This window comes from Geodermatophilus sp. SYSU D00867, assembly GCF_054050315.1.
Window position 1 is genome coordinate 47,745 of record NZ_JBJGZC010000007.1, and the last position, 25,341, is coordinate 73,085.

The 25,341-nt window shown below is 76.6% G+C and carries 19 protein-coding genes, 1 tRNA gene and 1 pseudogene; 18 read left to right on the top strand and 3 right to left on the bottom strand.

All coding sequences use genetic code 11. The annotated features are described in order from the left end of the window. The first annotated feature begins 51 nt into the window (after positions 1–51). From ACI8AK_RS08185 to ACI8AK_RS08195, 3 genes and pseudogenes are all read left to right on the top strand, one after another. Positions 52–303: a DUF4244 domain-containing protein gene (locus tag ACI8AK_RS08185; RefSeq protein ID WP_387987272.1), complete on the top strand. Its 252-nt coding sequence runs from the start codon at positions 52–54 to the stop codon at positions 301–303. A 44-nt stretch (positions 304–347) separates the two neighbouring features. Next, a complete protein-coding gene (locus ACI8AK_RS08190; RefSeq protein WP_387987271.1) occupies positions 348–680 on the top strand; it encodes a TadE family type IV pilus minor pilin in 333 nt (110 codons plus the stop codon). Further along, positions 677–1,006, top strand: a pseudogene (locus ACI8AK_RS08195) (Rv3654c family TadE-like protein); the annotation flags it as partial. The gene ACI8AK_RS08190 and the pseudogene ACI8AK_RS08195, both read left to right, overlap by 4 nt. A 27-nt stretch (positions 1,007–1,033) precedes the next feature. Here the strand turns inward: ACI8AK_RS08195 and ACI8AK_RS08200 are convergent. After that, the gene (locus ACI8AK_RS08200; protein ID WP_456955812.1) at positions 1,034–3,715 is read right to left on the bottom strand and encodes a DEAD/DEAH box helicase; all 2,682 of its coding nucleotides are present in this window, start codon (positions 3,713–3,715) and stop codon (positions 1,034–1,036) included. A 234-nt stretch (positions 3,716–3,949) separates the two neighbouring features. Between ACI8AK_RS08200 and ACI8AK_RS08205 the strand changes: the two genes are divergently transcribed. The 5 genes from ACI8AK_RS08205 to ACI8AK_RS08225 all read left to right on the top strand — a co-directional run bounded on the left by ACI8AK_RS08205 (position 3,950) and on the right by ACI8AK_RS08225 (position 12,188). Next, a complete protein-coding gene (locus ACI8AK_RS08205) occupies positions 3,950–6,205 on the top strand; it encodes a sodium-translocating pyrophosphatase (protein ID WP_456955814.1) in 2,256 nt (751 codons plus the stop codon). 166 nt (positions 6,206–6,371) lie between these two features. Then, positions 6,372–6,695 (top strand): hypothetical protein, encoded by a 324-nt coding sequence (locus ACI8AK_RS08210; protein WP_456955816.1) that lies wholly within the window; start codon positions 6,372–6,374, stop codon positions 6,693–6,695. Beyond that, positions 6,692–8,260 carry an alpha/beta hydrolase gene (locus ACI8AK_RS08215; protein WP_456955818.1) on the top strand — a complete coding sequence of 523 codons (1,569 nt, stop codon included), beginning with the start codon at positions 6,692–6,694 and terminating at the stop codon, positions 8,258–8,260. Before ACI8AK_RS08210 ends, ACI8AK_RS08215 begins: the two co-directional genes overlap by 4 nt. Before the next feature lie 200 nt (positions 8,261–8,460). Further along, positions 8,461–11,418: a type I DNA topoisomerase gene (gene topA / locus ACI8AK_RS08220; RefSeq protein WP_456955819.1), complete on the top strand. Its 2,958-nt coding sequence runs from the start codon at positions 8,461–8,463 to the stop codon at positions 11,416–11,418. A 2-nt stretch (positions 11,419–11,420) separates the two neighbouring features. Continuing rightward, positions 11,421–12,188: a class I SAM-dependent methyltransferase gene (locus ACI8AK_RS08225; protein WP_456955821.1), complete on the top strand. Its 768-nt coding sequence runs from the start codon at positions 11,421–11,423 to the stop codon at positions 12,186–12,188. Here ACI8AK_RS08225 and ACI8AK_RS08230 read toward each other — a convergent pair. Beyond that, the gene (locus tag ACI8AK_RS08230; RefSeq protein ID WP_456955823.1) at positions 12,175–12,969 is read right to left on the bottom strand and encodes a trans-aconitate 2-methyltransferase; all 795 of its coding nucleotides are present in this window, start codon (positions 12,967–12,969) and stop codon (positions 12,175–12,177) included. The genes ACI8AK_RS08225 and ACI8AK_RS08230 overlap by 14 nt on opposite strands. Between ACI8AK_RS08230 and tmk the strand changes: the two genes are divergently transcribed. The 9 genes from tmk (at position 12,931) to ACI8AK_RS08275 (ending at position 23,095) form a co-directional block, all read left to right on the top strand. Then, positions 12,931–13,716, top strand: a complete 786-nt coding sequence (gene tmk / locus ACI8AK_RS08235) for a dTMP kinase (RefSeq protein ID WP_456955825.1) — start codon at positions 12,931–12,933, stop codon at positions 13,714–13,716. The two genes, ACI8AK_RS08230 and tmk, sit on opposite strands and share 39 nt — an antisense overlap. Next, positions 13,713–14,885 (top strand): DNA polymerase III subunit delta', encoded by a 1,173-nt coding sequence (locus ACI8AK_RS08240; RefSeq protein ID WP_456901732.1) that lies wholly within the window; start codon positions 13,713–13,715, stop codon positions 14,883–14,885. Before tmk ends, ACI8AK_RS08240 begins: the two co-directional genes overlap by 4 nt. A gap of 57 nt (positions 14,886–14,942) precedes the next feature. After that, a tRNA-Thr gene (locus ACI8AK_RS08245) sits at positions 14,943–15,015 on the top strand. A gap of 83 nt (positions 15,016–15,098) precedes the next feature. Continuing rightward, the gene (locus tag ACI8AK_RS08250) at positions 15,099–15,545 is read left to right on the top strand and encodes a helix-turn-helix transcriptional regulator (protein WP_387987255.1); all 447 of its coding nucleotides are present in this window, start codon (positions 15,099–15,101) and stop codon (positions 15,543–15,545) included. Between the two features lie 5 nt (positions 15,546–15,550). Continuing rightward, the gene (locus ACI8AK_RS08255) at positions 15,551–15,961 is read left to right on the top strand and encodes a VOC family protein (protein WP_456955826.1); all 411 of its coding nucleotides are present in this window, start codon (positions 15,551–15,553) and stop codon (positions 15,959–15,961) included. Between the two features lie 133 nt (positions 15,962–16,094). Continuing rightward, positions 16,095–18,482, top strand: a complete 2,388-nt coding sequence (locus ACI8AK_RS08260) for an ATP-binding cassette domain-containing protein (protein ID WP_387987250.1) — start codon at positions 16,095–16,097, stop codon at positions 18,480–18,482. Positions 18,483–18,607: 125 nt separating this feature from the next. After that, on the top strand, positions 18,608–21,487 hold the full coding sequence (locus ACI8AK_RS08265) for a putative bifunctional diguanylate cyclase/phosphodiesterase (RefSeq protein ID WP_456955828.1): 2,880 nt from the start codon (positions 18,608–18,610) through the stop codon (positions 21,485–21,487). Positions 21,488–21,672: 185 nt separating this feature from the next. Then, the gene (locus tag ACI8AK_RS08270; protein WP_387987245.1) at positions 21,673–22,320 is read left to right on the top strand and encodes a PilZ domain-containing protein; all 648 of its coding nucleotides are present in this window, start codon (positions 21,673–21,675) and stop codon (positions 22,318–22,320) included. 28 nt (positions 22,321–22,348) lie between these two features. Then, the gene (locus ACI8AK_RS08275; protein ID WP_456955830.1) at positions 22,349–23,095 is read left to right on the top strand and encodes an SAM-dependent methyltransferase; all 747 of its coding nucleotides are present in this window, start codon (positions 22,349–22,351) and stop codon (positions 23,093–23,095) included. A gap of 229 nt (positions 23,096–23,324) precedes the next feature. On the opposite strand, the gene ACI8AK_RS08280 is transcribed toward ACI8AK_RS08275, so the two are convergent. Beyond that, a complete protein-coding gene (locus tag ACI8AK_RS08280; protein WP_387987239.1) occupies positions 23,325–23,816 on the bottom strand; it encodes an inorganic diphosphatase in 492 nt (163 codons plus the stop codon). 68 nt (positions 23,817–23,884) lie between these two features. On the opposite strand from ACI8AK_RS08280, the gene dacB reads away from it, so the two are divergent. Further along, the gene (gene dacB, locus ACI8AK_RS08285; protein WP_456955832.1) at positions 23,885–25,303 is read left to right on the top strand and encodes a D-alanyl-D-alanine carboxypeptidase/D-alanyl-D-alanine endopeptidase; all 1,419 of its coding nucleotides are present in this window, start codon (positions 23,885–23,887) and stop codon (positions 25,301–25,303) included. Positions 25,304–25,341: the final 38 nt, after the last annotated feature.

Genomic DNA, 25,341 nt, shown 5'->3' on the forward strand with positions numbered 1-25,341 from the left:
CGAGGGTCGGGGCGCGCCCCGCGACCGGGGCCCCCGACCCGAGGAGGAGCCGTGACCACCGACCACCCGCCCGCCGAGGACCCGACCGAGCAGACTCCCGCGGGACGCGGCCGGCGAGGGCTCGCCCGCCGCTGGGCCCGGGTCCGCGCGACCGCCGAGGCGGGCATGAGCACCGCCGAGTACGCCGTCGGCACGGTCGCGGCCTGCGCCTTCGCCGCGGTCCTCTACCGCGTGGTGACGGGGGGCTCGGTCGTCAGCGCGCTCGGTGACCTGGTCGAGTCCGCGCTCGGCGCCCTCTCCTGACCGTGCGCCGCCGCACGGTGTCCCCGGACCGGCGGGAGGCCGGGATGGTCACCGCCGAGGCCGCCGTCGTGCTGCCCGTGCTGGTGCTCGTGCTCGCGGCCGTCGTCTCCGCCGTCGTCGTGGTCGGCGCGCACCTGCGCTGCGTGGACGCCGCGCGGGAGGGCGCCCGGGCCGCCGCCCGCGGGGAGGACGCGGCGCAGGTCCGGGCGCTCGCCGCCCGGGTGGCGCCGGACGGGGCGGTGACCGCGGTGGTCGTCGCGGGGGAGGAGGTCCGGGTCACCGTCGGCGCGTCGGTGGCTCCGCTGGGCGTCGGCCCGGCCGTCGGGGTCGGGGCGAGCGCGGTCGCCCGGCTGGAGCCCGGGGTGGCCGCGGGGTGAGCGGGCGGGAGCGGGGCTCGGCGACGGTGTGGACGGTGGCCCTGGCCGGCGTGCTCGCGCTCGTCGGGCTGGCCGCGGTCCTCGTCGGCGCGGCGGCGGTCGCCCGCCACCGCGCCGGGTCCGCGGCCGACCTCGCCGCGCTCGCCGCCGCCGCGCGGGCGGTCAGCGGGGACCCGGCCGTGTGCGCGGCCGCCGCCGAGGTGGCACGGGCCAACGGCGCGGACCTGGTCGCCTGCACGGTCGGGGACGGCGCGGTCGTCGACGTCCGGGTGGCGGTCACCGTCCCGCTCGGCCCGCTGGGCGCCCGCCGCGCCGAGGCGGTCGCCCGCGCCGGGCCGGCCCCGCCCGCGGGTTCAGAAGACGAGGCCGTCCTCGACGTGGCCGGCGCCGGCGTCCGCGGCGGGTCCGTCGGCGTCCGGCTCCGCGGCGGGCTCGGGCCGGGGAGCGGCCCGCCCGGTGCCCGGCCGCCGCAGCAGCCCCCGGACCGGGCCGGTCGGCACCACGTGCGCGGTGCCCTCGACGTCGGACTCCTCCACGTCGTCGGCGTCCGCGGTGTCCTCGGCCGCGGCCAGCTCGTCGAGCACGACGTCGAGCACGCGCACGGCGCCGGCCTTGTCCAGCGGGTCGTTGCCGTTGCCGCACTTGGGCGACTGCACGCAGGAGGGACAGCCGCTCTCGCACTCACAGCTGGCGACGGTGGCGCGGGTGGCCCGCAGCCAGCGTCGCAGCGCCGCGAAGCCCCGCTCGGCGAAGCCCGCGCCGCCGGGGTGCCCGTCGTAGACGAACACCGTCGCGGTCCCGGTGTCCGGGTGCAGCGCGGTGGACAGCCCGCCGAGGTCCCACCGGTCGCAGGTGGCCAGCAGCGGCAGGATGCCGATCGCCGCGTGCTCGGCCGCGTGCAGCGACCCGGGCAACGCCAGGTCGTCCACCTCGGCGCGGGCGACCGCGTCGGCGTCGAGGGTCAGCCACACCGCCCGGGTGCGCAGCTGGCGCGGCGGCAGGTCCAGCGGGAACTCGGCGAGCACCTCGCCGGTGCCGGCCCGCCGGCGCTGGTAGGCCACGACCTGGTTGGTCACGTCCACGACGCCGGTGTGCGCGGTGACCGTGCCCAGCCGCCGGGTGCGCTCGACGTCCACGACCGACAGGTCGGTGACGTCGCGGGCCACGGTGGTCCACTCCGGGCTCTCGGCGTGCACGACGGCGCAGGCGTCCTCGGGGTCGAACTCGTCGACGACGAAGGTCTCCCCGCGGTGCACGTACAGCGCGCCGGTGTGCACGGTGGAGTGCGCCGCCCCGCCGTCCACGGTGCCCAGCAGCCGGCCGGTGTCGCCCTCGATGATCGCCACCGGCTCGCCGCCGCTACCCCGGATGTCGACCTCGGGGCGCCCGCGCCCGGCCCAGTACCAGCCGGCCGGGCGCCGCCGCAGGTCGCCGGCGGCGACGAGCTCCTCCAGCCGCGCCTCGGCCACCGGGCCGCCGAAGTCGGGCAGGTCCTCGGGGGTCAGCGGCAGCTCGGCCGCCGCGGAGCACAGCTGCGGCCCCAGCACGTAGGGGTTGGCGGGGTCGGTGACGGTCGCCTCGACCGGCCGGCCGAAGACCGCGCGGGGGTGGTGGGCCAGGTAGTGGTCCAGCGGGTCGTCGCGGGCCACGAACACGACCAGCGACTCGCGCTGCGCCCGCCCGGCGCGGCCGGCCTGCTGCCAGAGGGAGGCCAGCGTGCCGGGGTAGCCGGCGAGCACCACGGCGTCGAGACCGGCGATGTCGATGCCGAGCTCGAGGGCGTTGGTGGTGGCCACGCCGAGCAGCTCGCCGGCGGACAGCGCCCGCTCCAGCTCGCGCCGCTCCTCGGGCAGGTAGCCGCCGCGGTAGGAGTCCACGCGGCGCACCAGGTCGCTGCGGCCCCGGTCGGCCAGCAGCCGGCGGGCCTGCTCGGCCACCGACTCGGCGCTGCGCCGGGACCGGACGAACGCCAGCGTCCGCGCGCCGCGCTCGACCAGGTCGGCCAGCAGCCCGGCGGTGTCCGCGGCGGCCGACCGGCGCAGCGGCGCCCCGTGCTCGCCGGTCTGCTCGGTGAGCGGGGGCTCCCACAGCGCGAAGGTCGCGCCCGGGCGCGGGGAGCCGTCGTCGGTCACGGCCACGACCGGCGCCCCGACCAGCCGGCCGGCCGCCGCGGCCGGCTCGGCCACGGTCGCCGAGGCCAGCACGAACACCGGGTCGGCGCCGTAGCGGCGGCAGATGCGGCGCAGCCGGCGCAGCACGTGCCCGACGTGCGAGCCGAAGACCCCGCGGTAGGCGTGGCACTCGTCGACGACGACGTAGGCCAGCCGGCGCAGCGTCGAGGACCAGCGCTGGTGGGCCGGCAGCACGCCGCGGTGCAGCATGTCCGGGTTGGTGACGATCCACCGCGAGTGCCGGCGCACCCAGTCGCGCTCCTCGGCGGGGGTGTCGCCGTCGTAGGCGGCCGGCCGCACCGACGGGTCGGCGAGCGCGGCGACCGAGGCCAGCTGGTCGCGGGCCAGCGCCTTGGTCGGCGCGAGGTAGAGGACGCAGGCGCGCGGGTCCTCGGCCAGGCGGGTCAGCGCGGGCAGCTGGTAGGCCAGCGACTTGCCCGACGCGGTGCCGGTGGCCACCACCACCGAGGTGCCGTCGTGGGCGAGCTGGGCGGCCTCCACCTGGTGCCGCCACGGCTCGCGGACGCCCTGCTGCTCCAGCCGCTCCCGCAGGCCCGGCTCGACCCACTCCGGCCAGGGCAGGGTCAGGCTCTCCCGCACCGCCAGCCGGTGCACGTGGGTGACCGGGGACTCCTCCTCCGGGGTGCCGGCCAGCAGGTCCGCGAGCAACTCGGCACCGGGCGGCACGACGTCCGGGGACCCGCTGCTCGCGGAGTTCGCGGACCCGTGCGCGGCGGCCGAGCCGTGGACCGGCGTGCCCTCCACCGCGGTGCCCTCCCCGGCGGTGCCCGGCGCCTCGCCCCCCGAGGACCCTCCGCGGCCGGGTGGGGGAGCAACCGGCCGGACCGGGTGGAGCGTGGTCACCCCTCCACTGTCACACCCGGGGGCAACCCGCCCCTCGTCCCGGGGAGAGGAGCGACCCTCCGCCCACCTGCGGTCACGCCCTGCGCCCACACCGGTTCCGGGGAGGGGGCAGACCGCGGAGTGTGATTCCGCTTACACTCGCGCCTCGTCTCCGGGCGGCCCCGCCCGCCGACGTGCTCTCCGCCGACCGGGGACGCGAGCCGCCCGTCGGCAGCCGACCGCTGGGAGGTACCGATGCCGGACAATGATCTCTCCGGCGGGGACGTCGTCCTCGTGACGGCAGCCCTCGTCGTCTCGCTGGTTGCACTGGTGTTCGCGTGGTCCCTCGTGCGCGCGGTCCTGAGCGCCGATCAGGGCACCGCCCGCATGCGGGACATCGCCCGGGCCGTGCAGGAGGGCGCCGGGGCCTACCTGCGGCGGCAGTTCCGCACGCTCGGCGTCTTCGCCGTGATCGTCTTCCTGCTCCTGCTCGTCCTGCCGGTCCACGACGGCGGCTGGGGCACGCGCATCGGCCGGGCGGTGTTCTTCCTCGTCGGTGCCCTGTTCTCCGCGACGGTCGGCTTCATCGGCATGACGCTGGCCACGCGCGGCAACGTCCGGGTCGCGGCCGCCGCCCGCACCGGCGGCTACCGGCCGGCCTTCCGCATCGCGTACCGCACCGGCGGGGTCTGCGGGATGATCACCGTCGGCCTGGGCCTGTTCGGCGCGTCGCTGGCACTGCTCCTGTTCGACGAGACCGCCCCCGTCGTCCTCGAGGGCTTCGGGTTCGGCGGCGCGCTCCTCGCCATGTTCATGCGCGTCGGCGGCGGCATCTTCACCAAGGCCGCCGACGTCGGCGCCGACCTCGTCGGCAAGGTCGAGGCCGGCATCCCCGAGGACGACCCGCGCAACGCCGCCACCATCGCCGACAACGTGGGCGACAACGTCGGCGACTGCGCCGGCATGGCCGCCGACCTCTTCGAGTCCTACGCGGTGACCCTCGTGGCCGCGCTGATCCTCGGGCAGGTCTTCTTCGGCGCGGTCGGCATGGTGTTCCCGCTCGTCGTCGCCGCGATCGGCGTGCTCGCCTCCGTGGTCGGCATCCTCGCCAGCAACCCGGGCAAGGGCGACGCCAGCGGCCTGGCCCCGATCAACCGCGGCTTCTTCACCTCCGCGGTCGTCTCCCTCGTCCTCGTCGCCGCCGCGGCCTTCACCGTGCTGCCGAGCGTCGCCGACGTCCCCGACTCGGTGGTCAACCCGCAGGTGCTCGGCTTCGTGTCCGTCCTGGTCGGGATCGTGCTCGCCGCCGCCATCCAGCAGCTCACCGGCTACTTCACCGAGACCAGCCGCAAGCCCGTCCGCGACGTCGGCCAGAGCTCGCTCACCGGCCCCGCGACCGTGGTGCTCTCCGGCATCTCGCTGGGCCTGGAGTCGGCCGTCTACGCCGCCCTGCTCATCGGCGCCGCCGTCTACGGCGCCTTCCTCATCGGCGGCGGCGCGGCGCTGTACGCCGTCGCCCTGGCAGGGTGCGGGCTGCTCACCACCGCCGGCGTGATCGTGTCGATGGACACCTTCGGCCCGGTCAGCGACAACGCGCAGGGCATCGCCGAGATGTCCGGCGACATCGACGACGACGGCGCCCGGGTGCTCACCGACCTCGACGCCGTCGGCAACACCACCAAGGCCATCACCAAGGGCATCGCGATCGCGACCGCCGTGCTGGCCGCCACCGCCCTGTTCGGCTCCTACAACGAGCAGGTCCGCGCCGCGCTCGACGGCGTCGACCTCGGGCAGGCGTTCAGCCTGGTCGAGCCGGACAACGTCGTCGGCGCGGTCATCGGCGCGGCGGTGGTGTTCCTCTTCTCCGGGCTGGCGATCAACGCCGTGTCCCGGGCCGCCGGGCGGGTGGTGTTCGAGGTCCGCGAGCAGTTCCGCACCCGCCCCGGGATCATGGACTTCTCCGAGCGGCCGGACTACTCCGCCGTCGTGGACATCTGCACCAAGGACTCGCTGCGCGAGCTGGCCACCCCCGGGCTGCTGGCGGTGCTGGCCCCGGTGGCGGTCGGGTTCGGCCTCGGCTTCGGCCCGCTGGCGGCCTACCTGGTCGGCGCGATCGCGGCCGGCACGCTCATGGCGGTCTTCCTCGCCAACTCCGGCGGGGCCTGGGACAACGCCAAGAAGATGGTCGAGGACGGCGCCTACGGCGGGAAGGGCAGCGAGGCGCACGCGGCCACCGTCATCGGCGACACCGTGGGCGACCCGTTCAAGGACACCGCGGGCCCGGCGATCAACCCGCTGATCAAGGTGATGAACCTGGTGGCGCTGCTCATCGCGCCGGCGGTCGTCGGCCTGCAGGTCGGGGAGGACGCCAACACCACGGTGCGGCTGCTCATCGCGGGCGCCGCGACGCTGGTGGTCGTCGCCGCCGTGGTGGTGTCCAAGCGCCGCTCGGTAGTCGTCGGCGGCACCGCCGGGGAGCCGGCCGGCACGCTGACCACGTCCGCTCCCTGAGACCACCCCGCGAGCCTCCCGACCGGCCCGGCCGGGCGGGAGGCCGCGGCGGCGGGCTGTGGACGGGGAGCCGGCTGTGGACGACGCGGCCGGTCCCGCCGCAGGGCCGTCCTAGCGTCCGCGGCGCCGGACCCACCCGGGTCCGGCGCCGACGCCGGGAGGGCCGTTGTCCGTAGCCATCGCCATCCAGCTCGACGCCGTCCATGCGCTCGGTGAGGAGCTCACCGCCCTGGCCGCCGAGCTGTCCTCCGACGCCGACCTGTGCGCCTCGACCGCGGTCTCGCTGGCGACGGCGGCGCCGGGCGGGGTGTCCGACCGGGCCGGGACGACCGGGCGGATGTGGGCCGCGCTCGTCGCCGACCTCGTCTCCGGGGCCGACGCCGCGGCCACCGCCCTGCTCGACGCGGTGCGGTCCTACCGGCTGGCCGACGCCGCGGTCTCCGACCGGCTGCTGGCGGCGAGGGCGGCGCTGCCCGTGGGCGCCCGGTGAGCGCCCCGGGCCTCGCGGCCGTCGCCGGGTGGGACGTCGCCCTCCTCGACGGCGCCGTCTGGACGCTCGAGGCGGTGACCGAGCGGCTGCCGCGGTGGCGCGCCCGGACGGAGGCGGTCGCCCGAGCACTGGAGGCCGCCGAGTGCTGGTCCGGCGACGCGGGACGGGCCGCCGCGGGAGCGCTGGGGGAGGTGTCCGCGGTCGTCACGGCGGTGACCACCGCCCTCGGCGCGTCGCTGGACCGGCTGCAGGACACCGCCCGGGAGGCGCGCACCGCGCAGGACCTGGCCGAGCGGGCGCTGGCCGAGGCCGCCGCCCACGGCGTGACCCTCGACGAGGCCGGCGGGGTCGTCCTCCCGGCGCCGGCCGCACCGCCGCCCGGCGCGACGCCGGAGGCGCTGGCCGGACACCACGACGCGATCGCCGAGCAGGCCGCCGCGGCCGAGCGGGTCGCCGGGCTGGCGGCCGACGCCCTCCGTGCGGCGGCCCGCGCCGCCGCCTGCGCGGCCGACTCGGCAGCGCCGCTGGGCGGGATCGGAGGGGCCGGGGGAGTCGTGCCCCCGGACTACGCCGGCCTCGCGGCGGCCGTCGCCGCGGACGGGGTCTGGATCCCCTCGTGCCTGCCGGTGCGGGGGACGTCGCCGGAGGCGGTGGCGGCCTGGTGGGCGGGGCTGTCCACCCGGGCGCGCGAGCTGGTGACCTCGGTGGACCCCCGGCTCGTCGGGAACCTGGACGGCCTGCCGGCCTGGGCGCGGGACCGGGCGAACCGGCTGGTGCTCGAGCGGGCGCTGGCCGACCCGTCCGGGGACACGGAGGAGACCGCGCGGGCGGTGGCGGCCGAACTGGCGCGCGCGGAGGCGGCCGGCCGCCCGGTGCAGCTGTGGAGTCTCGACCTCGACGACCACCTGGCGGCCGTGGTCCACGGCGACCTCGACACCGCCGACGACGTCGCGGTGTACGTGCCCGGCGTCGGCAACGACGTCGACGACCTCGGCGGCCTGGGCGCCGACGCGCGGGCGGTCGCCGACGCGACCCGGGCCGCCGCCCCCGCCGCCTCGGTGGCCACGGTCGCCTGGCTGGGCTACCGTCCGCCGGGCAACGTCGTGTTCCCGACGGCGTGGGGTGAGGGCCGGGCGGCGACCGGCGGGCGGGCCCTGGCCGGCGACCTGGCCGGGCTGGCGGCGGCGCGGGCGGCCGACCCCGTCCGGGGCGGCGAGCCGCCCCGGGTCGCCGTCGTCGCGCACAGCTACGGGACCGTCGTGGTCGACCGCGCCGCGGAGGAGCCCGGGCGGTTGGCGGCCGACGCGGTGGTCCTCCTCGGCAGTCCCGGGATGGACGGCCCGGCGTCGGACCTGGAGGTGGCGGAGGTCCACGAGGCCTCGCCGTCCCTGGACCTCGTCACCTGGCCGCTCGACGTCCACGGCGCGAACACCGGCGACGACGACTTCGGGGCGACGCCGCTGCCGGCCGACTGGGACACCTGGCACACCTGGTACCTCGACCCCGGCCGGCCGACCCTCGCGGGGGTCGGGGAGGTGGTCGCCGGGGTCCAGGAGGGCGACTGAGCGGCCGGGACCCGCCCGGGGGAGGCCGGGAACAGCGGTGCCGCTGCACCGTTGGAGGCGGTGACGGCGCGCCCGCGCGCAGTCGCCGGCCGGTCGCGTTCCGGCGTCGTGGCCTACCGTGGCCCGCCGAGGGGGCGCACCGCGTGACGACGAGACCGCACACCGCGCTGCCGCGACCAGCACCACCCGACAGGAGCACCGTGCCCACGAAGACCGCGAAGAACGGCCAGACCGCCGCCACGACCACCGGCGGCACCAGCACGCCCGCCCGCCGCCGGGCCGCTGCTGCGGGGGGCGGCCGCCCGCTGGTCATCGTGGAGTCGCCGACCAAGGCCGGGAAGATCGCCGGCTACCTCGGCAACGGCTACGTCGTCGAGGCCAGCGTCGGGCACATCCGCGACCTCCCGCGCAACGCCGCCGACGTCCCGGCCGAGCACAAGGGCGCCCCGTGGGCCCGCCTGGGCGTCGACGTCGACAACGCCTTCGAGCCGCTCTACGTCATCAGCCCCGACCGCAAGCAGCAGGTCAGCCGGCTCAAGCAGCTGGTCAAGGACGCCAGCGAGGTCTACCTCGCGACGGACGAGGACCGCGAGGGCGAGGCCATCGCCTGGCACCTGGTCGACACCCTCAAGCCGCGGGTCCCGGTCCGCCGGATGGTCTTCCACGAGATCACCCCCGAGGCGATCGCCCGCGCCGTGGCCAACCCCCGCGAGCTGGACACCGCGCTGGTCGACGCGCAGGAGACCCGCCGCATCCTCGACCGGCTCTACGGCTACGAGGTCAGCCCGGTCCTCTGGAAGAAGGTCCTGCCCCGGCTGTCGGCCGGCCGCGTGCAGTCGGTGGCCACCCGCATCGTCGTCGAGCGGGAGCGCGAGCGGATGGCGTTCACCGCCGCCGACTACTGGTCCCTCGACGGCGTCTTCGCCGTCCCCGGCCGGGCCGGCGCCGACGCGGGCGAGCCGACGACGCTGCGCGCCCGCCTGGTCAGCGTCGACGACAGCCGCGTGGCCACCGGCCGCGACTTCGACCCCGCCACCGGGCAGGTGACCGGCGACGTCGTCCACCTCGACGAGGCCGGCGCCCGGGGCCTGGCCGCCCGGCTCGAGGGCCGGCAGGTCACGGTCAGCCGGGTCGACGAGAAGCCCTACCGGCGCCGCCCCTACGCGCCGTTCACCACCTCCACGCTGCAGATGGAGGCCGGCCGCAAGCTCGGCTGGTCCTCGGCGCAGGTCATGCGGGTGGCCCAGCGGCTGTACGAGAACGGCCACATCACCTACATGCGGACCGACTCGACCAACCTCTCCAACGAGGCGATCAACGCCGCCCGCACCCAGGCCCGCGAGCTCTACGGCGACGCCTACGTCCCCGCCGAGGCCCGCCGCTACAGCAAGAAGGCCAAGGGCGCGCAGGAGGCGCACGAGGCGATCCGCCCCGCCGGCGACTCCTTCCGCACCCCCGGCCAGCTCGCCGGGCAGCTCGCCCGCGACGAGTTCCGCCTCTACGAGCTCATCTGGCAGCGCACCGTCGCCTCGCAGATGGCCGACGCCGTCGGGCAGACCGTGAGCATCCGGCTGGCCGGCCGCAGCACCACCGACGAGCGGGTCGAGTTCACCGCCAGCGGCCGCACGATCACCTTCCCCGGGTTCCTGCGCGCCTACGTCGAGTCCCGCGACGAGGGCGCCGCGACCGGCGACGACGAGCACGGCAGCGACGACGCCGAGCGGCGGCTGCCCCGGGTCGAGCGCGGCCAGCAGCTCGACACGCAGTCGCTGGAGCCCAAGGGCCACACGACGACCCCGCCGTCGCGCTACACCGAGCCCAGCCTGGTCGCCCGGCTCGAGGAGCTGGGCATCGGCCGTCCCTCGACCTACGCGTCGATCATGCAGACGATCCAGGACCGCGGGTACGTGTGGAAGAAGGGCTCCGCGCTGGTCCCCTCCTTCACCGCCTTCGCGGTGGTCAACCTGCTCGAGCAGCACTTCGCCGCGCTGGTCGACTACGACTTCACCGCGTCGCTGGAGAACGAGCTCGACGAGATCGCCGCCGGTGAGCTCGGCCGGGTCGACTGGCTGACCGAGTTCTACTTCGGCGGCGAGGGCCGGCACGCCGGCGGCATCGCGGCCTCCGGCGGGCTCAAGCAGGTCATCGGCCAGCAGCTGGAGGAGATCGACGCCCGCGGCGTCAACTCGATCCCGCTGCGGGCGACCGGACCGGCCGGCGAGCCGGTCGTCGTCCGCGTCGGCCGCTACGGCCCCTACCTGCAGGCCGGCGGCGAGGACGGCCCGCGGGTCAGCCTCCCCGAGGACCTGCCGCCCGACGAGCTGACCAGCGAGAAGGTCGCCGACCTGCTCGCCGCGCCCTCCAGCGACCGGCAGCTGGGCACCGACCCCGAGTCCGGCCACCCGGTGGTCGTCAAGGCCGGCCGCTACGGCCCCTACGTCACCACCGTGGTCCCCGAGGGCAGCAAGGACAGCCCGCGGACGGCGAGCCTGTTCGCCTCCATGTCCCCGGAGACGGTGACCCTCGAGCAGGCGCTGCAGCTGCTCACCCTGCCCCGCACCGTGGGCACCGCGCCCGACGGCGAGGAGATCCAGGCGCTCAACGGCCGGTACGGGCCCTACCTCAAGAAGGGCAGCGACTCGAGGTCGCTGGAGGACGAGCAGCGGCTGTTCACCGTCACCCTCGACGAGGCGCTGGCCGTCTTCGCCCAGCCCAAGCAGCGGGGCCGGCGGGCCGCGGCCGCGCCGCTCAAGGAGCTCGGTCCCGACCCGGTCACCCAGGGCCAGATCACGGTCCGCGAGGGCCGCTTCGGTCCCTACGTCACCGACGGCGAGACCAACGCCAGCCTGCGCAAGGGCGACGACGTCGAGACCATCTCCCTCGACCGCGCCGCCGAGCTGCTCGCCGACCGCCGCAGCCGGCCCGCCGCCACGAAGAAGAAGGCCGCGAGGAAGGCGACCAAGTCGACGGCGACCAAGTCGACGGCGACCAAGTCGACGGCGGCCAAGAAGACGGCGGGCACCAAGGCCACCGCCAAGAAGGCGGCCAAGACGACGGCGGCCAAGACGACGGCGGCCAAGACGACGGCGGCCAAGACGACGGCGGCCAAGACGACGGCGGAGAAGGCGACCGCGTCCGACGCCGTCCCCGCGAGCTGAGCGTGACGGCGACCGGCTCGCTCGACCCCGCCGACTGGCAGCAGCGGCGGACGTCGTTCGGGTCGGTCGCCGCCGACTACGCCGCGCTGCGCCCGGGCTACCCGGCCGACGCGGTGGCGTTCCTGCTCGGGGACCGGCCGCGACGGGTGCTCGACCTGGGCGCCGGCACCGGCCTGCTCACCGACGTCCTCGCCGCCGCCGGGCACGAGGTGCTCGCCGTGGACCCGTCGGCGGAGATGCTCGCCCAGCTGCGGGCCCGGCACCCCGGCGTCCCGGCGCAGGTCGGCGGCGCGGAGGCGATCCCGCTGCCCGACGCGAGCGTGGACGCCGTCGTCGCCGGCCAGGCCGCGCACTGGTTCGACCCGGAGCCGGCCGCGGCGGAGCTGCGCCGGGTGCTGCGGCCCGGCGGCGTCGTCGGGTTCGTGTGGAACACCCGCGACGAGACCGTCCCCTGGGTCGCCGCGCTCGGCGCCGCGCTGGCCACCGAGACCCGCGGGCACGAGGCCGACCAGGGCGTCGTGGCCGCGTTCGCCGCGGCGCTGCCCGCCGACGTCGCCACCGCGCGGTCGCGGATCGTCCAGCGGGTCCCCCCCGAGCAGGTCGTCGGCGGCATCGGCACCCGCAGCTACGTGGCGACGATGGCCCCCGACGCCCGCGCCGCCTTCCTCGGCGGCATCCGCGACCTGCTGGCCACCCACCCGGACACGGCCGGGCGCGACGTCCTCGAGCTGCCCTACCGCACCGACGCCCACCGGCTCACCCCGCGCTGACCGGCCGGGAGCCCACCGCGAACACCCGGCGGAAGGGCAGCACCGTCGTCCCGTCCGGCCGCGCCGGGTAGGCCGCCCGCAGCGCCGCCGCGTACTCGGCGGTGAACGCGGCGGCGTCGGCGTCGTCGAGCAGCGCCAGCACCGGCCGCAGCACCGTGCTGCGCACCCAGCCCAGCACCGGGTCGGCGCCGCGCAGCACGTGCAGGTAGGTGGTCTCCCAGACGTCGGCGGACAGGCCCGCCGCCGTGAGGACGTCGAGGTAGCCCGCCGGGTCGAGCACCGGGTTGGGCGGGGGAGCGGCCGCGGCCAGGCGGGGCGCCCACCGCGGCGCGGCGCACAGCGCCGCGAGCAGCCGGTGGGTCGGGGCGCGGTGGTTGCCGGGCACCTGCAGCGCCAGCCACCCGCCCGGGGCGAGGCCGGCGGCCCACCGCACGAGCAGGTCCGCGTGCCCGGGCACCCAGTGCAGGACGGCGTTGGTGACGACGACGTCGACCGGGCCGTCCGGCCGCCAGTCGCGGACGTCGCCGGGCACGAAGCGCACCCGCCCGGGGACGGCGTGCGCGGCCGCGGCGGCGAGCATCTCCGGGGAGGAGTCGACGCCGGTCACCCGCGCGCCGGGCCAGCGCCGCGCGAGCGAGGCGGTCAGCTCCCCGGTGCCGCAGCCCAGGTCGACGACCTCGCGCGGCCCGTGCGCGGCCACCCGGGCCACGAGGTCGGTGAACGGCCGCGCCCGCTCACCGGCGTGGCGCAGGTAGACGGCGGGGTCCCAGGCGTCGCTCACCCGCCGACCGTAGGACCCCGGGAGCGTCGTCCCCGGCCGGTACCGTGGACCGGCCGACGCCCACCCCCCACGAGTCCCCGGGAGCCCCCGATCGACGCCTCTGGTCGCCTGCCCGGCCGCGGCCTGTTCGTCGCCTTCGAGGGTGGGGAGGGCGCCGGGAAGTCCACCCAGGTCCGGCGGCTGTTCGACTGGCTGAGCCTCGTCGAGGTGCCGGCCCGGGTGACCCACGAGCCCGGCGGCACGCCGCCCGGCGCCCGCATCCGCGCGCTGCTGCTCGACCCGGCCAGCGCCGGGCTGTCCCCGCGCGCCGAGGCGCTGCTCTACGCCGCCGACCGCGCGCACCACGTCGACACGGTGGTCCGCCCGGCGCTCGAGGCCGGCGAGGTGGTGGTCACCGACCGGTACGTGGACAGCTCGCTGGCCTACCAGGGTGCCGGCCGGGCGCTGGCCCTCGACGAGGTCCGGCGGCTGTCGGCCTGGGCCACCGGCGGCCTGGTGCCCGACCTCACCGTGCTGCTGGACCTGCCGCCCGAGGTGGGCCTGGCGCGCGCCCGCGGCCGCGCCGCCGCCGACCGGCTGGAGTCGGAGTCGGTGGAGTTCCACGAGCGGGTCCGCGCCACCTTCCTCGACCTCGCCGCCGCCGAGCCCGGGCGCTACCTCGTGCTCGACGCGCGGCGCCCCGCCGACGAGCTCGCCACGGCCGTCCGCGAGCGGGTCGGCGCGCTCATGCCGGGGAGGGTGGCGTGAGCACGGCCGACGGCGTCTGGGCGGAGGTCGTCGGCCAGCCGGCGGTGGTCGCGGAGCTCCGGGCCGCCGTCGCGCAGCCCGCGGCGATGACCCACGCCTGGCTGTTCACCGGGCCGCCCGGGTCCGGCCGCTCGGTGGCCGCGCGCGCCTTCGCCGCGGCGCTGCAGTGCCCCGCCGGCGGCGACGGCACCTGCCACGCCTGCCGGACGGTGCTCGCCGGCACCCACGCCGACGTGCAGACCGTCGCCCCCGAGGGCCTGTCGATCGGCGTCGTCGAGGCGCGCGAGCTGGTCCGGCTGGCCGGGCGGGCGCCGTCGCAGGGCCGCTGGCAGGTCGTCGTCGTCGAGGACGCCGACCGCATGACCGAGCAGGCCTCCAACGCCGTGCTCAAGATGATCGAGGAACCGCCCCCGCGGACGGTCTTCCTGCTCTGCGCGCCGAGCCTGCACCCCGAGGACGTGCCGGTCACCATCCGCTCGCGCTGCCGCGTCGTGAGCCTGCGGACGCCGCCGGTCGACGCGGTCGCCGACGTGCTGGTGCGGCGCGACGGGATCGACCCGGCGCTGGCGGCCTGGGCGGCGGCCGCGGCCGGCGGGCACGTCGGGCGGGCCCGGCACCTGGCCCGCGACGAGGACGCGCGGCTGGCCCGCAAGGCCGTGCTCGACGTCCCGCTGTCGCTGGTGTCGCTGGCCGCCTGCCTCACCGCGGCCGACGACCTGGTCAGCGCCGCCAAGGAGGAGTCCGACCGGACCACCGCGGCCCTCGACGACGCGGAGACCGAGGCGGTCAAGGCCAGCCTCGGCGTCGGCGCGCGGGGGCCGGGGGTGGCCGCCGCCCGGGGCGGTGCCGGGGTGCTCAAGGACCTCGAGAAGCGGCAGAAGAGCCGCGCCACACGGCTCGGCCGCGACTCGCTGGACCGCGCGCTGGTCGACCTCGCCGCGCTCTACCGCGACGCGCTGGTGCTCGCCGCCGCGGGGGAGCACTCGCCGGTGCTGTCGCACCCCGACCGGCGGGCCGACGCCGAGGAGCTGGCCCGGCGGATCGGCGCCGAGGGCGCGCTGCGCCGGATCGACGCCGTCCTGGCCTGCCGCACCGCGCTGGAGCAGAACGTGAAGCCGCAGGTCGCCGTCGAGGCGCTCACCGTGGCGCTGCGCCTGCCCACCCCGTGACCGCCGGGCCTGCGCGGGCGCGGCGGACCGGTGTCGTACTCTGGACGCCGCACGCCCGCCGCCTTAGCTCAGTCGGTAGAGCATCTCACTCGTAATGAGAAGGTCGTCGGTTCGATTCCGACAGGCGGCTCACCACCCAGCGGCCCTCCCCTCCCGGGGAGGGCCGCTGCGTCGTCCCTGGGGACCGTGGTCCCGCTCTGGCACGATCCGCCCGTGGCCACCGGACCCGGCGAGCAGCGCCTGCGCGACCTCGCGCGGCTGCGCCGCGTCCGCGACCGGATCGACCGGGAGTACGCCCAGCCGCTCGACGTCGAGGCGCTCGCCCGGGGCGTGCACGTGTCGGCCGGGCACCTCAGCCGCGAGTTCCGCCGCGCCTACGGGGAGTCGCCGTACTCGTACCTGATGACCCGGCGCATCGAGCGGGCGATGGCGCTGCTGCGCCGGGGCGACCTGAGCGTCACCGAGGTCTGCTTCGCCGTCGGCTGCTCGTCGCTGGGCACGTTCAGCACCCGCTTCACCGAGCTGGTCGGCATGCCGCCGAGCACCTACCGGCGCCTCGCGGCCGGGTCCACCGCCGGCATCCCGGCGTGCGTCGCCAAGCAGGTCACCCGACCGGTCAGGAATCGAGAAGCCCCGGTGGGGACGCCGTCCCTAGCGTGACCGCCATGGACCTCACCATCCACTACACCTTCCTCCCGCACGACGACCCGGAGGCCTCGCTGGCCTTCTACCGCGACACCCTGGGCTTCGAGCTCCGCAACGACGTCGGGTACGGCGGGATGCGCTGGCTGACCGTGGGCCCGCCCGGCCAGCCCGCGACCTCGATCGTCCTGCACCCGCCGGCGGCCGACCCCGGCGTCACCGACGACGAGCGCCGCACCATCACCGAGATGATGGCCAAGGGCACCTACGCCTCCATCGTCCTGGCCACGAAGGACCTCGACGGCGCCTTCGAGCGGCTGCAGGCCGGCGACGCCGAGGTCGTCCAGGAGCCGGCCGAGCAGCCCTACGGCGTCCGCGACTTCGCCGTCCGGGACCCCGCAGGCAACCTCGTCCGCGTCCAGGAGGCCGGCTGAGCCGCCCGCCGTCCCGAGAGCACGACGCCCGCCCGGGGCCGGCCGGACGGGCGTCGCCCCGTGCCGGCCGTCACCCCCATCAGGTAGACAGCGAACGCGCCGACGACGGCGGCGCCCACCGGATGGAGAGACGATGAGCACCGCCACCAGCACCGGCCGGCAGGCGTCCGGGTCGCACGCGGCCGACTCCCACGACCGCATCCGCGTGCACGGCGCGCGGGAGAACAACCTCAAGGACGTCAGCGTCGAGCTCCCCAAGCGCCGGCTCACGGTGTTCACCGGCGTCTCCGGCTCGGGCAAGAGCTCGCTGGTGTTCGGCACGATCGCCGCGGAGTCCCAGCGGCTGATCAACGAGACCTACAGCGCCTTCGTGCAGGGCTTCATGCCCACGCTGGCCCGCCCCGACGTCGACGTCCTCGACGGCCTGACGACGGCGATCATCGTCGACCAGGAGCGGATGGGCGCCAACCCGCGCTCCACGGTCGGCACCGCCACCGACGCCAACGCGATGCTGCGCATCCTGTTCAGCCGGCTCGGGCAGCCGCACGTCGGCGGGCCCCAGGCGTTCTCCTTCAACGTCGCCTCGATCAGCGGCGCCGGCGCGGTGAAGGTCGAGCGGGGCGGCCGCGAGGTCAAGGAGCGCCGGGAGTTCAGCATCACCGGCGGCATGTGCCCGCGCTGCGAGGGCATGGGCCGGGTCAACGACATCGACCTGTCCGCCCTCTACGACGAGCGCAAGTCGCTCGAGGAGGGCGCGCTGACCGTCCCCGGCTACAGCATGGACGGCTGGTACGGGCGCATCTTCGCCGGCGCCGGGCTGCCCATGGACAAGCCGATCGCGCAGTTCACGGAGCGGGAGCTGGACACGCTCCTGTATAGCGCGCCGACCAAGATCAAGGTCGAGGGGATCAACCTCACCTACGAGGGCCTCGTCCCCAGGATCCAGAAGTCGATGCTGTCCAAGGACGTCGACGCGATGCAGCCGCACGTCCGCGCCTTCGTCGAGCGGGCGATCACCTTCACGACCTGCCCCGAGTGCGGCGGCTCCCGGCTCAGCGAGGCCGCCCGGTCCTCGAGGATCCGCGGGGCCAGCATCGCCGACCTCTGCGCGATGCAGATCAGCGACCTCGCCGAGTGGGTCCGCGACCTCGACGAGCCCTCGGTGGCCCCGCTGCTCACGGCGCTGCGGGAGACGCTGGACTCCTTCGTCGAGATCGGGCTGGGCTACCTCTCCCTCGACCGCCCCTCGGGCACGCTGTCCGGCGGCGAGGCCCAGCGCACCAAGATGATCCGGCACCTCGGCTCCGCCCTCACCGACGTCACCTACGTCTTCGACGAGCCGACCGTCGGCCTGCACCCGCACGACATCCAGCGGATGAACGACCTGCTGCGGCAGCTGCGGGACAAGGGCAACACCGTGCTCGTCGTCGAGCACAAGCCGGAGGCGATCGCGATCGCCGACCACGTCGTCGACCTCGGCCCCGGGGCCGGCACCGCCGGCGGCGAGGTGGTGTTCGAGGGCACCGTCGAGGGACTGCGGGCCAGCGGCACGCTGACCGGGCGGCACCTGGACGACCGGGCCTCGCTCAAGACGTCGGTGCGCACGCCGACCGGTGCGCTCGAGGTCCGCGGCGCCCGCACGCACAACCTGCAGGGCGTCGACGTCGACATCCCGCTCGGCGTGCTCGTCGTCGTCACCGGGGTGGCCGGGTCGGGCAAGAGCTCGCTGGTCCACGGGTCGGTGGCGGGCCGGCAGGGCGTGGTGACCGTCGACCAGACCGCGATCCGCGGCTCGCGGCGGAGCAACCCGGCCACCTACACCGGGCTGCTGGAGCCCATCCGCAAGGCGTTCGCCAAGGCCAACGGCGTCAAGCCCGCGCTGTTCAGCGCCAACTCCGAGGGCGCCTGCCCCACCTGCAACGGTGCGGGCGTCGTCTACACCGACCTCGGGATGATGGCCGGCGTCGCCACCCCCTGCGAGCAGTGCGAGGGCCGGCGGTTCGACGCCTCGGTGCTCGAGTACCACCTCGGCGGCAAGGACATCAGCGAGGTGCTGGCGATGCCGGTCGCCGAGGCCCGGGAGTTCTTCGGGTCCGGCGAGGCCCGCACGCCCGCCGCGGCGAGGGTCCTCGACCGGCTCGCCGACGTCGGGCTCGGCTACCTCACCCTGGGCCAGCCGCTCACCACGCTGTCCGGCGGCGAGCGGCAGCGGCTCAAGCTGGCCGCCCAGATGGCCGACGAGGGGGCCGTCTACGTGCTCGACGAGCCGACCACCGGCCTGCACCTCGCCGACGTCGAGAACCTGCTCGCCCTCCTCGACCGGCTCGTCGACTCCGGCCGGTCGGTGGTCGTCATCGAGCACCACCAGGCGGTCATGGCGCACGCCGACTGGATCGTCGACCTGGGTCCCGGGGCCGGCCACGACGGCGGCCGGGTCGTCTTCGAGGGCACGCCCGCCGACCTCGTCGCCGCCCGCTCCACCCTCACCGGCGAGCACCTCGCGGCCTACGTCGGCGCCTGACGGGGAGCTCCCCGGCCCCTCTCCTTCGAGGGGGGACCGGGAGCCGCGGACTGAAAAGGGGAACAGGAGCGGTCGATACCTCTCCCGTCGGTGCCCGGGACCACAGGGCGCCGGAGGGGGGATCCATGCACCACGACGCCGGCACGTCCACACTCACCACACGACTGGTCCTGCGGCTGGCCGCCGACCTCGGCGGTGACGGCTCGGCCGACCGGGTGCTGGCACGGTCCGGGCTGGGCGACCGCCGGGCGGAGCTCGAGGGCCTGCACGGCCGGGTGCCCTACGCGGTCAAGTCGGCGCTCCTGGACGCGGTGGCCACCGAGCTCGGCGACCCGCGGATCGGGCTGCGCCTCGGGGAGGCCGCACTGCAGGACGAGGCGCTCGCGCCGTTCCGGGCGGTGGTCCGGGCCCTGGGCTCGCCGGAGGCCGTGCTGCGCTCGGTGTCGCGGGTGTCGACCCGGCTGGACACCGCCACGGTCTTCCGCTGCCTCGGCGCGGACCCCGGCGCCGCCCGCGTGGGGTGGCGGGTCCTGCCGCCGAACGTCCCGAACCGGGTCGACTGCGACTACAACGCCGGGATGCTCCGGCAGGTGACCGTCGTCTTCGGGCTCCCCGCGGCGGAGGTGCGGCACGAGACCTGCCAGGTCGACGGCGCCCCCGAGTGCGTCTACGAGGTGAGCTGGGTGCCGCGGCGCAGGACCTCGCGGAGACCGTGGCGCCGGCGGCCCGCGGCCCGGACCGACCTGGACGCGGCGCTGCTGTCCGACGAGCGGCTGGCGATCCTGCAGGACGCGGTCGGTGACCTGGTCTGCGGTGCCGACCTCGAGCAGACCCTGGACCGCATCACGTCCCGCGCGGACCGGGCGCTGCACGCCCCCGGCCACCTGCTCGACGTCCGCCTGCCGGACGGGACCCGGCACGTCCGGGCCCGGGGTCTCGGCTCGCAGGTCGCGGACCACCTCGGCGACACCGTCCTGCAGCCCGGTCTCCAGCGGGTGGGGGACGCGGAGGTGCTGGCCGTGCCGGTGGCCACGGCCGACCGGACCCACGGCGTCCTCGCCGCCGTCCTGTGGCCGGGGCAGGCGTTCTTCCCCGAGGACGAGGCGGTGCTGGCCGCCTTCGCCCGGCACGCCGCCGTGGGTCTGCGGACGTCGGCACTGCTCGCCGAGGCCCGGGAGCACGAGGAGACCGCCCGCCTGCTGCTCACCGTGACGAGGTCCCTCGCCGGCCAGCCGTCGGTGCAGCGGATCGCCCAGGCGGTCGCCGAGGCGGTGCCGGTGCTCTCCTCGGCCGACCGCTCGGCGGTCGCCCTGTGGGAGTCCGGCGGGGAGTCGGTCCGGGTCGCGGGGGCCAGCGGCTGGAGCGGCGAGCTGGCCGACCGCATCGCCCGCTACGCGACCGACACCTCGCAGAGCCCGGAGCTGTGCGAGATCGTCCGGCACGGCCGGCCGATGCTCGTCGACGCCTCGGGCTCATCCTGGGCGCGCGGCGTCCTGGAGGAGTTCGGTGTGCGCGCCATGGCCGGTGTGCCGATCGCCGTCGGGAAGCGGTTCGTCGGCGTCGTGCTGGCGCACTGGGTGCACCGGGAGCCGCCCGCCGTGCTCGGCGAGCCGCTCGTCGAGCGCCTGTGGGGCCTGGCCGGCATCGCCGGCGTGGCGTTGGAGAACAGCCGGCTGGCGGGGGAGGTCGAGTGGCGGGCCGCGCACGACGCCCTCACCGGGCTGCCGAACCGCGAGACGTTCGAGGCGCACCTGCGGCAGCTCGTGGCGCGCGACGACGGGTCCGCCGACTGCGCGGTGCTGTTCTGCGACGTCAGCCGGCTGAGCAGGGTCAACGAGAGCCTCGGTCACGAGGCCGGCGACGAGGTCCTGCGGCAGGTCGCCGACCGGCTGCGGTCGGTGTTGCGCGAGGGGGACGTGCTGGCCCGGTACAGCGGTGACCAGTTCGTCGTCGCCCTCCCGGGTGTCGCGGCCACGGGGCTCGCGGCACTCGGGGACCGGGTCGCCGCGGCCTGCACGACCCCGGTGACCGTGGCCGGGGAGGACGTCTTCGTCGACCTCGTGACCGGCGCGGCGGCGACGGACACCCCGGACGCGCCCGCGGTGTCGGCCCGGGACCTCGTCGCCCGGGCCGCCGAGGACCTGCAGCGGGCCAAGGCCCGGCTGCACGGCGGCCGCGGCACGCGGACCGCCTCGGCGCACGAGCTGCGGCTGGAGACCGACCTGCACGGCGCCCTGGCGCGCGGGGAGATCGAGGTCCACTACCAGCCGCAGGTCGACCTGCTCAGCGGGCGGGTGGCGGCCGTGGAGGCGCTGGTCCGGTGGCGTCACCCCGAGCTCGGCTCCGTCCCCCCGGACGTGTTCGTCCCCCTCGCCGAGGCCGGCGGCCTGATCGGGGACCTCGGCGCGCACGTCCTCCGCGAGGCCTGCGCCACGGTCGCGCGGTGGCGGCGCGGGGGGCTCGACCTGGACGTGGCCGTCAACGTGTCCCCGCTCCAGCTCGCCGCCCCCGACTTCGCCGACCTGGTCGAGGCGGTCCTGCTGGAGACCGGGCTGCCGTGCCGGGCGCTGACGGTGGAGGTCACCGAGAGCCAGGTGCTGTCGGAGGCCGCGGTGCGCAACGGGCACCTCGCGCGCCTGCGCGGGCTCGGCGTCGGCGTGTCCGTCGACGACTTCGGCACCGGGTGGTCCTCCCTGACGCAGCTGCGCCGGCTCCCGGTGACCGAGGTCAAGATCGACCGCTCCTTCACGGCGGGGATGACCGACGGCGACGGCCCGGTCGTGGCCGGGGTCGTCGGCCTGGGCCGTGGTCTCGGGCTGCGCGTGGTCGCCGAGGGGGTCGAGACCGCCGAGCAGGTCCGCCGGCTCACCGCCCTCGGGTGCGACCGGGTGCAGGGGTACCTGGTCGGCCGGCCCGCCCCGGCCGGGGAGCTCGCGGAGCGGCTGCACGCGGGCCCCGTCCTGCCGGCCGACGTGCCGCGGCCGCGGGTGCCCGTCTCCGGCTGAGGCCGTCGGCGTGCCCCGCCGGCACCTCACCCGGCGGGGGTGGGGGGACCCGCAGGAGACGCGCCCGACTGGAGTCCCGTGCCCTCGCTGCCGATGGGAGTGGGGAACGTGACCGCGAGGAGCCGCCGCGTGCCGGGTGGTCCGACGGCGTCACGTGGGTGACCAGGTGAGCGAGGAGAGCGACGATGGGGACGCCGGGAGTCGACTACCCCGAGGACAGGGCCGTGCTCGACGTGAAGGCGGTCAGCCGGGACGACGTGCTGACCAGCTTCGTCGAGGAGGCGACGGGCGGCGAGCTCGTCGTCAGCGTCGGTGAGGACGCCTCGCGGCGCCGCGTCCGCCTCGACGTGGGCGAGCGCATGGAGCTCATCTGGCGGGGGCCCGAGGAGCTGCGCTCCCTGCCGGTGGAGCTGGTCGAGGTCCGCACCGGCGACGCGCCGACCTGGCGGCTGCGGGTCGTCGGCCCCGCCTCGCGCGGTCAGCGGCGGGCCGCGGTCCGCAGCCCGCTGTCGGTCCCCGTCGAGCTGGGCAGCGGTGACGTGCTCCTGTCGGGGACCAGCGTGGACCTCAGCGAGGGCGGCATGCGCTGCATCCTCGGCGGCAGGCGGGAGGTGGGCGCGGCGCTGGAGGTCGGCGCGGTCCTCCCGGTGACCGTGGACCTGGACGGCACCCGGGTGTCGGCCAAGGCCGAGGTCGTCCGGCGTCACCCGCGCGAGGACGAGCGCACGGAGCTGTCACTGCGCTTCGTGGGCCTGGGGGAGAAGCGCGAGGACCTCATCCGCCGGCGGGTGTTCGCCGAGCTGCGCGACCTGCGCTCCCGCGGCCTCATCTGACCCCGGCGCGCTGCGCCAGACTGCCGGCGTGGACAGAGCCCTCCTCAGCGCCGTCGCCCACCGCTGGCACCCGGTCGCGGCCCCCGTCTCCGACGACGCCCTCGCCCGGCTGGTCGCGCGGCTGGCCCCACCCGAGGGCGGCCGGGTGCTCGACCTCGGATGCGGCTCCGGCGCCTGGCTGCTGCCGCTGGTGGCCGCCCACCCCGGCGTCGTCGGCGTCGGCGTGGACACCTCCGCCCCCGCCCTGGACGCCGCCCGGGACCGCGCCGCGCTCGGCGGCCTGGTCGGCCGGGTCGACCTCGTGGAGGCCGACGCGGCGGCCTGGCGCGGTGGGCGGTTCGACGTCGTCGTCTGCATCGGCGCCGCGCACGTCTTCGGCGGGCCGGCCGGGACCCTCGACGCGGTGCGCGGCCACCTGCGCCCCGGCGGCCGGGTGCTGTTCGGCGACGGCTTCTGGGAGGCCGGGCCCGGCGAGGCGGCGCTGGCCGGCCTCGGCGCCGAGCCCGGCGAGCTGCCGGACCTGCCCGGGCTGCTGGCCGAGGCGACCCGGGCCGGCTTCGAGCCCGGCTACGGCCACCTGTCCACGCTCGCCGAGTGGGACGAGTACGAGTGGTGCTGGACCGGCGCGGTCACCGAGTGGGCGCTGACCGAGGCGACCGGGGAGGACCGCGCCGCGGCCCTGGAGGCCGCCCGCACGCACCGGCGGCAGTGGCTGGAGGGCTACCGCGGCGAGCTGGGGTTCCTGACCGTCGTCCTGCACGACACGAGGCGCTGAGTCGTCCTGCACGACACGAGGCGCTGAGTCGTCCTGCACGACACGAGGCGCTGAGTCGTCCTGCACGACACGAGGCGCTGAGTCGTCCTGCACGACACGAGGCGCTGAGTCGTCCTGCACGACACCCGGCGCCGGCACGACGACGGCGGTGCACCCCGCGTGGGGGTGCACCGCCGTGCGTCGTCCGTCGTGCGCTCGGAGGGCCGGTGGACGGCCAGGGGGGCGGCGGTCAGTGGCCGCCGGCCTCCTGGGCCCGCTTGATGGAGGCGTCGATCTCGGCCTGGGCCTCGGCCCGGCCGACCCACTCGGCGCCCTCGACCGACTTGCCCGGCTCGAGGTCCTTGTAGGTCTCGAAGAAGTGCTGGATCTCCAGCCGGTCGAACTCCGAGACGTCGGTGATGTCCTGCAGATGGGCCATGCGCGGGTCGGTGGCCGGGACGGTGAGGACCTTGTCGTCCCCGCCCTTCTCGTCGGTCATCCGGAACATGCCGATGGCCCGGCAGGTGATGAGGCACCCGGGGAAGGTCGGCTCCTCGAGCAGCACGAGGGCGTCGAGCGGGTCGCCGTCCTGACCCAGGGTGTTCTCGATGTACCCGTAGTCGGCCGGGTACCGCGTGGAGGTGAACAGCATCCGGTCGAGCCGGATGCGTCCGGTGGCGTGGTCCAGCTCGTACTTGTTGCGCTGGCCCTTGGGGATCTCGATCGTCACGTCGAACTGCACGGCACGTAGTGTGGCCCACCGGTATCAGGCCCACCGGCGCAGGTCCGCCCCGGGGTCTCGTACGGGGGGTGGGCACCATCGCGCCGAGCGGTCCGACGACGGTCACGCCGAGCTACCGGCGGCTGCGCCGGCGCCTGCTGGTCAGCGCCCTGGCGGTGCTGCTGGTGGCCGCGCTGGTCGCCGGCGGGGTGCTGTTCCTGACCAGGGACGACGCCCCGGACGCCGCCGCCGGTCCCGCCGCGGTGCTGCCCGACGTCGGCGACCCCGCGCCCGTGCTCGCCGCGCTCCCCTCCGACGCGCCGGCCCCCGACCCCGACGTGCTCGCCGCCGAGCTGGGCCCGCTGCTGGCGGTCCCGGCGCTGGCCCGCGGGGTGAACGCCGAGGTGGTCGACGTCGCCTCGGGGGAGACGCTGGTCGACCAGGGTGCGGGCGACCCGGTCACCCCGGCCTCGACCGCCAAGCTGCTCACCGCCGTCGCGGCGCTGACCGCCCTGGACCCCGACGACACGCTCGAGACGACGGTCGTGGCCGGGGCGGCCCCGGACGAGGTCGTCCTCGTCGGCGGCGGCGACCCGACCCTGTCCACGACCAGCCCCTCGCTCACCTACCCGGGCGCCGCCACCGTCGCCGACCTCGCGGCCCAGGTGCTGGCCGCGCTGCCGCCGGGCACGACCGTGAGCCGGGTCGTCGTCGACACCTCGCTGTTCGAGGGGCCGCTGACCGCGGAGGGCTGGGGACCGGAGGACGCGCCCTCCGGCTACGCCGCCCCGGTCACCGCGGCCGCGGTGGACGGCGCACGGGTGGCCCCGGGGGAGAACGCCCGCAGCGGCCAGCCGGGCACCGACGCCGGGCGGGCGCTGGCCGAGGCGCTCGGCGTCCCCGACGCGGCCGTCGAGCTCGGCGAGGCCCCCGACGGCGCCACGACGCTGGGCAGCGTCCGCTCGGCGCCGGTCGCCCGGCTGGTCGAGCAGGCGCTGTCGCAGTCGGACAACCTGCTGGCCGACTCCCTGGCCCGCCACGTCGCCCTGGCCCGCGGCCTGCCGCCCACCTTCGAGGGCTCGGCGGAGGCGGTCACCGGGGCGCTGGCCGACGCCGGCCTCGACACCACCGACGTCGAGCTGTACGACGGCAGCGGGCTGTCCCGGCTGGACCTGGTCACCCCCGACCTGCTCGCCGACGTGGTCGCCGGCGCCGCCGACGGCTCGCTGCCCGGCGCCTCGGCGGTCGTCTCCGGGCTGGCCGTGGCCGGCTACGACGGCACGCTCGCCGACCGCGGTGACGCCGACCCGGCCACCGCCCCCGGCGCGGTGCGCGGCAAGACCGGCACGCTGCTCGGCGTGCACGCCCTGGCCGGCACGGTGGTCACCGCCGACGGCCGGCTGCTGGCCTACGCGCTGGTGGCCAACGGCACCACCGGCGGCGGCGGGCCCGAGGAGGCGGCGCTGGACGCGGTGGCCGCGGCGCTCGCCTCCTGCGGGTGCCGCTGAACGGGGCCGACGCCCGGCCTCCCCGCGTACGGTGAGGT

Excerpts from the sequence above, each read along its gene's own strand:
- ACI8AK_RS08190 (WP_387987271.1), top strand. The coding sequence starts at position 348 with ATGGTCACCGCCGAGGCCGCCGTCGTGCTGCCCGTGCTGGTGCTCGTG.
- ACI8AK_RS08205 (WP_456955814.1), top strand. The coding sequence starts at position 3,950 with ATGCCGGACAATGATCTCTCCGGCGGGGACGTCGTCCTCGTGACGGCA.
- ACI8AK_RS08255 (WP_456955826.1), top strand. The coding sequence starts at position 15,551 with ATGGACCTCACCATCCACTACACCTTCCTCCCGCACGACGACCCGGAG.
- ACI8AK_RS08260 (WP_387987250.1), top strand. The coding sequence starts at position 16,095 with ATGAGCACCGCCACCAGCACCGGCCGGCAGGCGTCCGGGTCGCACGCG.
- ACI8AK_RS08265 (WP_456955828.1), top strand. The coding sequence starts at position 18,608 with ATGCACCACGACGCCGGCACGTCCACACTCACCACACGACTGGTCCTG.
- ACI8AK_RS08270 (WP_387987245.1), top strand. The coding sequence starts at position 21,673 with ATGGGGACGCCGGGAGTCGACTACCCCGAGGACAGGGCCGTGCTCGAC.